Source organism: Kitasatospora sp. NPDC088742, from assembly GCF_055584905.1.
Window position 1 is genome coordinate 52,686 of record NZ_JBVJLD010000002.1, and the last position, 11,435, is coordinate 64,120.

Annotated in this window: 10 protein-coding genes and 1 tRNA gene; 6 read left to right on the forward strand and 5 right to left on the reverse strand. The window is 72.9% G+C overall.

The genetic code is table 11. From position 1 onward, the window contains the following. Positions 1–75 precede the first annotated feature (75 nt). The gene (locus ACZ6ZR_RS02535) at positions 76–1,056 is read left to right on the forward strand and encodes a magnesium and cobalt transport protein CorA (RefSeq protein WP_465638586.1); all 981 of its coding nucleotides are present in this window, start codon (positions 76–78) and stop codon (positions 1,054–1,056) included. An 86-nt stretch (positions 1,057–1,142) separates the two neighbouring features. On the opposite strand, the gene ACZ6ZR_RS02540 is transcribed toward ACZ6ZR_RS02535, so the two are convergent. Further along, positions 1,143–2,189: an LLM class F420-dependent oxidoreductase gene (locus ACZ6ZR_RS02540; protein WP_465638588.1), complete on the reverse strand. Its 1,047-nt coding sequence runs from the start codon at positions 2,187–2,189 to the stop codon at positions 1,143–1,145. 300 nt (positions 2,190–2,489) lie between these two features. Here ACZ6ZR_RS02540 and ACZ6ZR_RS02545 point away from each other — a divergent pair, with 300 nt between their 5' ends. Beyond that, the gene (locus tag ACZ6ZR_RS02545) at positions 2,490–3,470 is read left to right on the forward strand and encodes an aldo/keto reductase (RefSeq protein ID WP_465638590.1); all 981 of its coding nucleotides are present in this window, start codon (positions 2,490–2,492) and stop codon (positions 3,468–3,470) included. A 10-nt stretch (positions 3,471–3,480) separates the two neighbouring features. Continuing rightward, the gene (locus ACZ6ZR_RS02550; RefSeq protein WP_465638592.1) at positions 3,481–5,589 is read left to right on the forward strand and encodes a helix-hairpin-helix domain-containing protein; all 2,109 of its coding nucleotides are present in this window, start codon (positions 3,481–3,483) and stop codon (positions 5,587–5,589) included. 158 nt (positions 5,590–5,747) lie between these two features. Here the strand turns inward: ACZ6ZR_RS02550 and ACZ6ZR_RS02555 are convergent, their stop codons facing one another. Then, positions 5,748–6,368, reverse strand: coding sequence for a hypothetical protein (locus ACZ6ZR_RS02555; RefSeq protein ID WP_465638594.1), 621 nt, complete (start codon positions 6,366–6,368; stop codon positions 5,748–5,750). Between the two features lie 360 nt (positions 6,369–6,728). Between ACZ6ZR_RS02555 and ACZ6ZR_RS02560 the strand changes: the two genes are divergently transcribed. Further along, positions 6,729–6,938 carry a DUF5703 family protein gene (locus tag ACZ6ZR_RS02560; protein WP_380150372.1) on the forward strand — a complete coding sequence of 70 codons (210 nt, stop codon included), beginning with the start codon at positions 6,729–6,731 and terminating at the stop codon, positions 6,936–6,938. A gap of 111 nt (positions 6,939–7,049) precedes the next feature. On the opposite strand, the gene ACZ6ZR_RS02565 is transcribed toward ACZ6ZR_RS02560, so the two are convergent. From ACZ6ZR_RS02565 to ACZ6ZR_RS02575, 3 genes are all read right to left on the reverse strand, one after another. Beyond that, entirely contained in the window at positions 7,050–7,898 is an 849-nt protein-coding gene (locus tag ACZ6ZR_RS02565; protein WP_465638596.1) for a chaplin family protein, read from the reverse strand. A gap of 221 nt (positions 7,899–8,119) precedes the next feature. Next, entirely contained in the window at positions 8,120–8,362 is a 243-nt protein-coding gene (locus ACZ6ZR_RS02570; RefSeq protein ID WP_465638598.1) for a chaplin, read from the reverse strand. 253 nt (positions 8,363–8,615) lie between these two features. Further along, the gene (locus ACZ6ZR_RS02575) at positions 8,616–9,941 is read right to left on the reverse strand and encodes a M20/M25/M40 family metallo-hydrolase (protein ID WP_465638600.1); all 1,326 of its coding nucleotides are present in this window, start codon (positions 9,939–9,941) and stop codon (positions 8,616–8,618) included. Between the two features lie 206 nt (positions 9,942–10,147). On the opposite strand from ACZ6ZR_RS02575, the gene ACZ6ZR_RS02580 reads away from it, so the two are divergent. Then, a tRNA-Leu gene (locus ACZ6ZR_RS02580) sits at positions 10,148–10,235 on the forward strand. A gap of 178 nt (positions 10,236–10,413) precedes the next feature. After that, positions 10,414–11,220 (forward strand): hypothetical protein, encoded by an 807-nt coding sequence (locus ACZ6ZR_RS02585; protein ID WP_465638601.1) that lies wholly within the window; start codon positions 10,414–10,416, stop codon positions 11,218–11,220. The last annotated feature ends 215 nt before the right edge of the window (positions 11,221–11,435 follow it).

Genomic DNA, 11,435 nt, shown 5'->3' on the forward strand with positions numbered 1-11,435 from the left:
GTACCGGTGTCCCGGAGGCTCGATATGGTGCACTTCTCGGGCCGCAACGGGGCGGCAGGCACCAGAATGGACCGCATGATCGTCGACAGCGCCATATACCGCGCCGGCCGTCGCACCCCGGGCCCCGAGGACCTTTCGGACGCCCTGGCGGCCGCCCGGGAGGCCGAGGACGCCTTCGTCTGGCTCGGCCTGGTGGAGCCCAGCACCGGGGAACTGGATCTGGTCAGCGAGGAGTTCGGCCTCCACCCGCTGGCCGTCGAGGACGCCGTGACGGCGCATCAGCGGCCCAAGCTGGAGCGTTTCCCCGGCTCGGCCTTCATGGTGCTCAAGACCCTCGGCTACCACCCGGACGGGCACACCGTCTCCACCGGCGAGGTGATGCTCTTCCTCGGCGACTGCTACGTGATGACGGTGCGGCACGGCGACGACAGCCCGCTCTCCGGCCTGCGCACCACGCTGGAGCAGGAGCCCGAGCTGCTCGCGCAGGGCCCGGCCGCCGTGCTCTACGCCGTCGCCGACATGGTGGTGGACCAGTACCTGGAGATCACCACCTCGCTCCAGGGCGACCTGGACGACCTGGAGGCCGAGGTGTTCGCGCCCGGGCGCCCGGTGCGCGGGCTGGCCGAGCGGATCTACGCCTTCAAACGGCAGGTGACCGGCGTGCGGAAGGCCACCGTCCCGCTCCAGGAGCCGCTGCTGCGGCTGGCCTCGGGCACGGTGGAGTCCGTCCCGGCCAAGCTGCGGCCGTACCTCCGCGACGTGGCGGACCACCTGGCCCGGGTGAACGAGCAGGTGGACGCCCTCGACCGGCTGCTCTCCGACATCCTGAACGCCAACCTCGCGCAGGTCAGCGTGCAGCAGAACAACGACATGCGGAAGATCTCGGCCTGGGCGGCGCTGGCCGCCGTGCCGACGATGATCGCGGGCGTGTACGGGATGAACTTCGAGGACATGCCCGAGCTGCGCCAGCCCTGGGGCTACCCGGCGGCGGTCGGGTTGATGGTGACGCTCTGTCTGGTCCTGCACCGGGTGTTCAAGCGCAGCGGCTGGCTGTAGGCGCGGCCACGGCCGCCCGCCGGTGCAGGGCCGGACGCGGGACCCGGCACCGGGCCTGACGCGAGATCAGGCCCGAGCAGCCGGGGTCAGGCGAGCCCGGCGCGCTCCAGCGCCTCGACACCGGTGCGCAGCGCGGTGATCCGCTCCTCCAGGGTGAGGCCCGCCGGGGCGAGGGTGAGCGTGGTCACGCCCGCGTCGGCGTAGGCCTGCATCCGGTCGGCGATCCGCTCGGTGGTGCCGAGCAGCGCGGTGGAGTCGATCATGTCGTGCGGGACGGCGGCGGCGGCGCCCGCGTAGTCCCTGGCGAGGTACTTCTCCTGGATCTCGTCGGCGGCCTGCTCGTAGCCCATCCGGCGGGCCAGCTGGTTGTAGAAGTTCTTCTCCTTGGAGCCCATGCCGCCGACGTAGAGGGCGGTGTAGGGGCGCTGCAGGTCGGCGGCGGCCTTGACGTCCTCGCCGACCGAGATGGCGACGGTCGGGCAGAGGTCGAAGCCGTCCAGGGTCTGTCCGGCCTTGGCGCGGCCGGCCGTCAGCGGGTCGAGGGAGAGCGCGGCGTGCTCGGGGGCGAAGAAGATGCCGAGCCAGCCGTCGGCGATCTCGCCGGTCTGCTCCAGGTTCTTCGGGCCGATCGCGGCGATGTACAGCGGGATGTGCTCGCGGACCGGATGCACCGTCAGCTTGATCGGCTTGCCGGGGCCGCCCGGCAGCGGGAGGGTCCAGTGGGCACCCTCGTGCACCAGCCGCTCGCGGGACATCGCCTTGCGGATGATCTCCACGTACTCGCGGGTGCGGGCCAGCGGCTTGTCGAACTTGACGCCGTACCAGCCCTCGGAGACCTGCGGGCCGGAGACGCCGAGGCCGAGCCGGAAGCGCCCGCCGGAGAGGGTGTCCAGGGTGGCGGCGGTCATCGCGGTCATCGCGGGGGTGCGGGCCGGGATCTGGAAGATGGCGGAGCCGACGTCGATCCGCTCGGTCTTGGCGGCCACGTAGGAGAGCACGGTGGCGGCGTCCGAGCCGTACGCCTCAGCGGCCCAGCAGACCGAGTAGCCGAGGCGGTCGGCCTCCTGGGCGACGGCGATGTTGTCGGCGTCCATGCCGAGGCCCCAGTAACCGAGGTTGATGCCGAGTCGCATGTGGATGCCCTCCGGAGGTGTGTCACGGGTTCGTGGTGGCCCGGCCGCCCGGCGGCCAGCCGCTGGACGGAGCGTAGCCGGTCAAGCTACCCACCGGTAGGTACCCGCGCGTGTCGCCCGGAAGCACGCGCGTGTCGCGCGCCCGGCACGTCGGCGCGGCGGCCCGGGCCCGGGCCGCTACGCTCGGCCGACGGGGGAGGCACCTTCCCCTACCTGCGCCGATGCCACCACCGGCACGTCACCACGAACAGCACCACCGACATCACCCGGGCGCGGGTCAGCCGACGGAGGGTCTGCCCGATGGAACAGCGTCATCTCGGCCGGACCGGCCTACGGGTCTCCCGGATCGGCCTGGGCACCATGACCTGGGGCCGGGACACCGACGAGCACGAGGCCGCCGAGCAGCTCAAGACCTTCGTCGACGCGGGCGGCACCCTCGTCGACACCGCCGACGTCTACGCCGACGGCGGCGCCGAGTACCTGATCTCCCGGCTGACGGACAGTCTGATCCCGCGCTCGGAGCTGGTGATCGCCACCAAGGCCGGCAGCACCCCCGACTCGGACCGGCGCTTCGACACCTCCCGCGGCGGCCTGCTCGCCGCCCTCGACGGCTCGCTGCGCCGTCTGGGCACCGACCACGTGGACCTGTGGCAGGTGCACGCCTTCGATCCCGGCACCCCCACCGAGGAGACCCTGCACGCCCTCGACCTGGCCGTCTCCTCCGGCCGGGCCCGGTACGTCGGGCTCTCCAACCACAGCGGCTGGCAGCTGGCCAAGGCCGCCGCCTGGCAGCGCGCCCTGCCCGGCCGGGTGCCGCTCGCCTCCACCCAGATGGAGTACTCGCTGCTCCAGCGCGGCATCGAGCGCGAGGTGCTGCCCGCGGCGCTGGACGCGGGGCTCGGGGTGATCGCCTCCTCCCCGCTCGGCCGGGGCGTGCTCACCGGCAAGTACCGGCACGGCGTGCCGCCCGAGTCGCGCGGGGCCTCGCCCCACCTCTCCGGCTTCGTGCAGCCGTACCTCGGCGACCGTTCGCGCCGGATCGTGGACGCCCTCGCCACCGCCGCCGACGGCCTGGCCAGCAGCCCGCTCGCGGTCGCCCTCGCCTGGGCCCGGGACCGGCCCGGCGTGGCGAGCGCGCTGGTCGGCGCCCGGACGGCCGGGCAGCTGGCGGCGGCCCTGTCGGTGGAGGCGCTTACGCTACCGGGTGAGATCCGCGGTGCGCTGGACGACGTCTCGGCCCCGGTGCACCGCTACCCGGACCAGGGCTGGACGGAGCTGTAGGAGCGAAGTGGTGGGCGACGTGAGGGAAGCGGAGAACGTGGCCGAAGGCGCTCCGGAGCAGGCAGGTGAGCAGCCGTCAGAGCAGGGAGCCGGTACGACGGCGGCCGGTACGGCTACCTCGGCGGGCTCGGCGACCTCTGCCGACGCGGCCACGGTGGCCGCGCTGGCAGAGGCGATCCGCACGGTCGGCGGCTCCCCCGCCGCGTCCGCCGCCGCACCGGGCGAGGCCCCGGCCCCCGGCGCCGGCGCGGTGGACGGGCAGCGCGAGCAGGCGCTGCGGGAGACCGCCGAGGTGCTGACGACCGGGGGCGCCCCGGCCGAGTTCGCCCCGGCGGCCGTGGCGGTGCTGGGCGAGGGCGCGGCCGCCCTGCTGCGCGAGGACCCGTGGTCGGTGCTCACCCTCCCCGGCGTCCGGCCCGACCAGGCGGACGGCTTCGCCCGGGGCCTGCTCGGCCCGGCGGCCGGGCCCGGTGACCCGCGCCGCGCCCAGGCGCTGGTGCCGTGGCTGCTGGAGCAGGCCGCACTGCGCGGCGACTCGGCCGCCGAGATCGGCGAGGTGGCCTCCGGCCTGGAGCGGCTCGGCCTGCCGGACGCGGCCGCCGCGCTCCAGGAGGTCGTGGTGGACGGCCGGGTGATGGCCTTTCAGGAGGAGCTGCCAGGCCACCGCCCCTCCGGCGACGAGGACGACGAGCCGCCGATGCGGACGCTGCTCGCGCTGGAGCGGCTCGCGCTCGCCGAGGAGAGCCTCGCGGACGGTCTCGTACGGGTGATGTCCACCTTCGTGCCCGGCACCGACGAGGAGTACGAGGCCGCCCGGAACGCCGAGCCGGCCGAGGACACCCCAGCCGACGAAGCACCTGGTGACGAGGCGGTGGACGCCACCGGGGAGAGCACCGAGGCCGAGCCCGCTGACGCCCCGTCGGCTCCCGTGCAGCCGGGCCCCGCCGCCTGGGAGGCGGCCGCCGTCGCGGCGCCGTCCTCCTCGGCGACCGCGCTGGTCCGGGCCGTCGCCGAGCACCCCGTGGTGCTGCACACCGGTGGTGAGGCCGCCCGGGCCGAGCCCGCCGCGCTGCTCGCCGCCGCCCTCGGGCTGGGCCTGCGGGCCTGGGCCGCGACCTGGACGGCGGAGGGCCGGGACGTCCTGCGGGCCCGGAGCGGGGCCGCCGAGGTGGCCGTGCTCGGTGAGCTGCTGGCTGGTGCGGACGGCCCGGGCCGTGCCTCGGACGGTTCGCTCGCCCTGGACCTGCTGATCGTGCTGGACGCCCCGCTGGTCGACGTCGAGCTGGCCGCCACCCTGCTGGAGGCGCTGGCCGACTCCACCCGGCTGGTGCTCAGCGGGGACCCGGGGCAGCTCTGGTCGGCCGGTCCTGGCCGGTTCTTCGCCGACCTGCTGGCCGCCAAGGCCTGCCCGGCGGTCGCCTCCCGGACGCCGGACTTCGGCCCGATCGGCGAGCTGGTCTCCTCGATCGGCATCGGCGAGCTCCAGCCCGTCGACGCGCCGGAGAAGGAGGTGGTGATCCTCACCGCGAAGGACGGCGGCGAGGCGGTGCACCGCGCGGTGCAGCTGCTCACCGACTCGATCCCGCGTGCCCTCGGCATCCCGGCCGAGCAGGTGGTGCTGCTGACGCCCGGTCACGGCGGCCCGGCCGGCACCCGGGCGCTGAACGCGGCGGCCAAGGCCCGGCTCAACCCCGGCCCCGGCCGGTTCGGCGGCTTCGACCCGGGCGACCGGGTGGTGCACTCGCCCGCCCCGGGCGTGGTCCGGCTCGGCCGGGTGCTGGACGGCGACGCCGCCGGGCTGCACCTGGAGCTGGCCGGCGGCGCCCGGCTCACCGTCCCGCCCGCGAAGGTCTCCGAGCTGCGCCACGGCTGGGCACTGACGGGCCATCAGGCGGTCGGCCGCCGCTGGCCCGGCGTGGTCGCCGTGCTGCCGGAGGACGCCGCCGCCGGGCTGACCAGGCAGTGGGTCTACACCGTCTTCGGCCGCGCCGAGCGCCACCTCTCCGTGGTGCACGCGGCCGGTCCGGCCCTGGCCCAGGCCGTCGCCGAGCGCCCGGCCCGTCCGCGCACCACCCGGCTGCGCTCGATCCTGGCGGAGCAGGCCGAACAGGCGTACTGAGCCCCCCGGGGGGCGTCTCCAAGCGACGGTCTTCGGGCAACGGTCTCCGGGCGAGGACGGAAAAGGACGGAGGGGCGGGCCCACCGGGCCCGCCCCTCCACGCCGTGCGGTCCCGTACGCGCCTGACCGGTGGCCGGCCGTACGGGACCGCCGCCGGGCTACTCCTCGTCCTCCAGACCGTCCAGCTCGTCGTCGTAGACCTCGCTGACGTCGAACCGGCAGATCAGCAACTGCGGGTCGGCCCCGTCGAACGGCTCCGGGAGCCACTCGCCCGGGTCGGAGGGCTCGGCCGCCGCGACCCAGAGGGTGGAGTCCCCCTCCTCCAGACCGAACTCCTCGCAGCGGGCCGCGATCTCGTCCGGCTCGTACTCGCCGAACAGCACCCCGATCGCCGCGTTGACCCCGCTGCCGTCCTGACCGCCGCCGGGCACCAGGGAGCTGTCCACCCGCTCGGCCTGCGCGCGCAGCCGCTTGGCGTCGGTGATCAGGTAGTCCCGGCGGATCAGCACGCTGATCGCCTCGGGCTGGTCCGGCCCGGTGTAGCCGCCGCTGCCCTCGTCGCCCGGAACTTCGAACGGGGTGACCTCGTCGTAGGCCTCGTAGAGGATCTGGTCGTAGGCGATGGCCGCCGCGGCGAGCTCCTCGTAAGCGGCGACCACACCGGGGTCACCCGCTGCGGCGTGGCCGGTGACCGCCGCCAGGTGGCGGTCGATGGCGGCCTTGACCGCCTCGGCGGCGGCCCGTACCTCGGCGATGGGGAGCTGCGCGGCATCAGACATGGTGCTGACGCTATCTCCCCGGAGGCTCGACACGCACAGGGGTTGTCGTCTACTTCCGGGAATTCACCGCAACTTCCGCCCGGATGTCCGGTCCGGACGGATCTGTACCCCGCACCGACCGCCCTGCGGACCATTGCACCGCCCTCTGCGCCACCCGTCGGACCGCCGTCCCGACACGCCCGCGCATCGGCCCCGACCGGGGTGGGTATCCCTTCCTCGGTACGAAAACTGATTGACTGTCAGCCCCCGGAACGCCCAGGCTCACCTGACGGATTGGGCGGCCCGGGGCGCTGCCCGGCCCCGGTCGTCACAGGCAGGTCGTACCCTTGCCTGCATGCGTCGTCCCGCAGGAGGAGAGTCTTGACCCCACCCAAGCTGGTCCGGCAGCCCGAGTACGAGTACCAGTCGCTGCGCATGCCCCGAGGCACCACCCGCAACGCGGCGAGGCAGCTGCTCACCGAGCACGCCGAGTACGGGCACTGGGAGCTGGACCGGTTGAAACTCTTCCCCGACGGCAGCCGCACCGTGCTGCTGCGACGACGGATCATCCGTCAGGTCCGCAGCTGGTGACCGTCACCTGAGACCGTACGTACGAACGCCGAAGGGGCGTGGTGCCGAGTGCACCACGCCCCTTCGGCGCGTCCGGGTGACCTCAGAGCGCCACCAGGCTGACGTCGGGCGTCAGCGGGCGCCGGCCCGCGAGCGCCGGTAGAGCACGCCGCCGCCGAGCAGCAGCGCCGCCCCGGTGGCGGTGATCAGCTGGAGGCCGTCCGAACCGGTCTGCGCGAGCTGGGCCCGGGCCGGGCCCGCCACCGCGGCGGGGGCGGCCGCGTGGGCGGCGGCCGGGGCCGGCGGCGGGGTCTCGGTGAAGGAGACCGGCTGGCCGGCCACCACGGTGCCGGGGAGCTCGCCGCCGGGGAGGCCGCCGCGGCCGTTGCCGTGGCCGGAGCCGTTGGTGCTGCTGCTCGGCGGGACGGTGCCGGGCGGCTGGCTGGTGGCGGGCGGCGGCGGGTTGTGGGTGCCGTGCTCGTCGCAGTCCTCGTCGGGGGCGTGGTGCGGCGGGGCGGGCGGGGTGGCGACGTTGCCGCAGCTGTTGCCGAAGGCCGGGTTGCCGATCCCGACCACGTCCACCGAGTTCCCGCAGGCGTTCACGGGGATGGAGACGGGGGCGTGGACGCTGTTCCCCGAGGCGATGCCCGGGGAGTTGGCGGTGGTGCTCCCCGCGTGCGCGCCGCCGCTCTTGGTGGACGGGCCGTCGTGGTGCGAGCCGCCCTGATGGGAGCCGCCCGAGCTGTTGGCGCAGTCGTTGCCCATCGCCGGGTTGAGCAGGCCCACCACGCTGACGGTGTTCCCGCAGGCGTTGACGGGGATGTCCACGGGCGCCTGGAGGCTGTTGCCGGAGCCGACCCCGGGCGAGTTGGTGGTGGCTGCCTGGGCATCCGCGCCGGCGTAGGCGTAACCGGAGGCCGAGGCCAGCACGCTTCCCGTGGCGACCACCGTGAAGATGCCCTTCTTAGCGACCTGACGCATGTAATCCCCTGAGTGGTGTGTGATTGTCGGAATTCCCGATGCGGCCTTCGCCGGTACACCGAACAACGAGCCCAGCCGTCCTGCGGTTGACCCGAACGGGCCTCTTCACCCCATCGAGTGAGCGGCCCTCGCACATGCGGACGGGCCCCCCGCGGTCGCGGAGGGCCCGTCCGGTGCAACCCGTTCTCAGTCCGGTGCCCGGCCCAACGGCCGGGACCCGGTCAGAAGTTGGCGCAGTTGTTGCCGAACGCCGGGTTCAGCAGGCCGATGACGCTGACGGTGTTGCCGCACAGGTTGACCGGCACGTGCACCGGAACCTGGACGCTGTTGCCCGACAGCACACCCGGGGAGTTGGTCGCGAAACCGTCCGCGACCGCACCGCCGTGGGCGACGGCGGCACCCGCACCGGCGAGCACCAGACCACCGGTGGCGGCGGCAACGGCAACGATCTTCTTGACCTTCATGGATCTTTCCTCCTGGTCGATTCCTGTACTCCGCAGTCCGTCTCCCGGCCTGCAAATGGGTGAACGCGAGCTGGGCCGAACGGGGTACGGGACGGATCATGCATTCACCCGCAGCGGTGACAACTCGCACAGAGAATCGCCCAGTTGACTCCTCGAAGAATCCTTTCTTCATCACCGGACATCGTCATCCCCTCCGACAAACGGAAGGCCCGCCTCCGGAGAATCCGGAGACGGGCCGTCGGACCAGGACGCGTCAGCAGGCGTCGATGAAGCGGTCCAGCACCCGGACGCCGAACTTCAGCCCGTCCACCGGCACCCGCTCGTCCACACCGTGGAACATCCCGGCGAAGTCCAGCTCCGGCGGCAGCTGCAGCGGCGCGAAGCCGAAGCAACGGATCCCCAGGTCCTGGAAGGACTTGGCGTCCGTCCCGCCGGAGAGGCAGTACGGCACCGCCCGGGCGATCGGGTCCTCGGCCTGCAGCGCGGTCTGCATGGCCTCGACCAGGGCACCGTCGAAGCTGGTCTCCAGCGCCTTGTCGTAGTGCAGGCTCTCGCGCTTCACCCGGGGCCCGAGCACGCTGTCCAGCTCGGCCAGGAACTCCTCCTCGTAGCCGGGCAGGAAGCGGCCGTCCACGTGCGCCGTGGCCTGGCCGGGGATGACGTTCACCTTGTAGCCGGCGTTCAGCATGGTCGGCTGGGCGGTGTTGCGCAGCGTGGTGCCGATCATCTTGGCGATGCCGCCGAGCACCCGCAGCGTCTCGTCCATGTTCTCCGGGTCGAGCTTCACGCCCAGCGCGTCCGAGAGCTCGTCCAGGAAGGCCCGGACCGTCTTGGTGATCCGCAGCGGGAACTTGTGCCGCCCCAGCCGGGCCACCGCCTCGCACAGCTCGGTGATCGCGTTGTCGTCGTTCTCCATCGAGCCGTGCCCGGCCCGGCCCTCGACGGTGAGCCGCATCCAGTGCATGCCCTTCTCCGCCGTCTCCACCAGGTACAGCCGCACCTGGTCGTTGACGGTGAAGGAGAAGCCGCCGACCTCGCCGATCCCCTCGGTCACGCCCTCGAACAGCTCCGGGTGCTTGTCCACCAGGAACCGCGCGCCGTAGGTACCGCCGGCCTCCTCGTCCGCCACGAAGGCCAGCACGATGTCGCGCGGGGGCTTGCGCCCGGTCCGCAGCCGGTCGCGGACGACCGCCAGGGTCATCGCGTCCATGTCCTTCATGTCCACCGCGCCGCGGCCCCAGACGCAGCCGTCCGCGATCTCCCCGGAGAAGGGGTGGTGCGTCCAGTCCGCCGCGTTGGCCGGCACCACGTCGGTGTGACCGTGGATCAGCAGCCCGGGCCGGGACCGGTCCTCGCCCTCGATCCGCACCACCGTGGACGCCCGGCCCTTGGCCGACTCGTAGATCTTCGGCTCCAGGCCGAACTCGGCGAGCTGCTCCGCGACGTACTCCGCCGCCTTCCGCTCCCCCGGCCCCGACCCGTCCCCGTAGTTGCTGGTGTCGATCCGGATCAGGTCCCGGCAGATGTCGGCGACCTCCGACTCCCCGGTCACCTTCGACCCCGTCCGCGCGTCGCTCACGGTCTCTCCTCGTCGTCTCGCCCACCCGGCCGGCCGGCACGCCGCACCATCCGGCCATCCTCCCCCAGGCACCGCTCCGCCCCAAGACCATTCCCCCGGATCGAAGCCCCGCGAGCCCCCGCAGGCACGGTTTTGGGTCCTGAAGCTGATCTTTGCTACAGTTACACATGTCGCCGCGGGGAACAGCCCGCGAAGACAGACACCTTGTCCGGGTGGCGGAATGGCAGACGCGCTAGCTTGAGGTGCTAGTGCCCTTTATCGGGCGTGGGGGTTCAAGTCCCCCCTCGGACACCAGCAAGACCCCAGTAATCACTGGGGTTTTTTGCGTTTCCGGGTTACCGCGTGACCAACGGCGTGACCAACAGAAACGATCTTGCCCGAGGCAACCGTGGAAGTAACGGTCCTGGCCGTGTACGGGATCCTCAAAGGCGTGCCGACCGTCCTACGCTGAATCGCCGTGTGAGGAGCCTCCATGACTGTGCCTCCGATACAACCGCGTCACGCCCTCCTGCCCGACCGTGAGCGTTCCCACGCGGTGCTCGTCGGCTCCAGCGCCGGCCTGCACCTCCGGCCCTCCCCCCGGCAGCCGGAGGAGTCGACCGCCCGCCTGGCACGGGCGCTCACCTCCCCCGGTCCCGGTGGGGCGTTCCACTGGAAGAACACCGCGGTGCTGCTCGGCCCGGAGCGACCGGCCGACGTGCTCGACGCCCTGCGGCGCGCCGCCGAGGCAGCATCGGACGTGCTGCTGTTCTGGTACGCCGGGATCGGCTTCCCTCACGACGGGGGACTCGCCTTCGGCGTGACGGGCACCGATCAGCAGCACCCGGCCGACACCGGCGTCGACCTGGACGCCGTCGCCGGGATCATGAGCACCAGTCAGGCGGCCCGTCCCACCGTCATCCTCGACTGCGACTACGCAGCCGTAGCCACGACGCGGTTCACCGGCACAGCCCCCGCTCCATCCCTGATGGCCGCCGAAACCTCGAGTTTCCGGCCGATGGCGGACCCCTTCACCGAGACCCTCGTGGACGGCCTGACCGGTGGCGTCCACTCGGGCCCTGAGGCGTTGGACCTGGTGACACTCCAGAACGCGATCGAGGCCGCCTTCACCCGGACCCGCTACTACGTGGAGAACGAGCACATAGGAGGACCCTCCCACGTGCTGCTCCGGGGCGGCCGAGAACTGGCCCTGGGCATCAATCCTGCCTTCGGCCTCCCGAACCGCTCCGGCGCGCTGCCCCCTCATCCGGATGTCGTCGACGCGCAGGAGTCGTGGTGAGCGCTCGAACCGCGCGACCTGCCGTGATTCGGACGCGAGAACTCCCGCACGGGCCGCGGCGGATGGGTGAAAGCAGGTGGTGCCGGTCCCGTCCGCCGTGGCCTGACGCGACACACGGACAGCGGGTGCCCGTCCTCCCATGCCCGGAGGCGCATCCGCATCGGGACTCATCCGATCGGACACCAGGAAGGACCCCACCTCAGGTGGGGTCCTTC

What these genes read in the sequence shown, in the direction of transcription:
- ACZ6ZR_RS02535 (WP_465638586.1), top strand. Translation starts at nt 76, where the DNA reads ATGATCGTCGACAGCGCCATATACCGCGCCGGCCGTCGCACCCCGGGC.
- ACZ6ZR_RS02540 (WP_465638588.1), bottom strand. Translation starts at nt 2,189, where the DNA reads ATGCGACTCGGCATCAACCTCGGTTACTGGGGCCTCGGCATGGACGCC.
- ACZ6ZR_RS02545 (WP_465638590.1), top strand. Translation starts at nt 2,490, where the DNA reads ATGGAACAGCGTCATCTCGGCCGGACCGGCCTACGGGTCTCCCGGATC.
- ACZ6ZR_RS02555 (WP_465638594.1), bottom strand. Translation starts at nt 6,368, where the DNA reads ATGTCTGATGCCGCGCAGCTCCCCATCGCCGAGGTACGGGCCGCCGCC.
- ACZ6ZR_RS02565 (WP_465638596.1), bottom strand. Translation starts at nt 7,898, where the DNA reads ATGCGTCAGGTCGCTAAGAAGGGCATCTTCACGGTGGTCGCCACGGGA.
- ACZ6ZR_RS02570 (WP_465638598.1), bottom strand. Translation starts at nt 8,362, where the DNA reads ATGAAGGTCAAGAAGATCGTTGCCGTTGCCGCCGCCACCGGTGGTCTG.
- ACZ6ZR_RS02585 (WP_465638601.1), top strand. Translation starts at nt 10,414, where the DNA reads ATGACTGTGCCTCCGATACAACCGCGTCACGCCCTCCTGCCCGACCGT.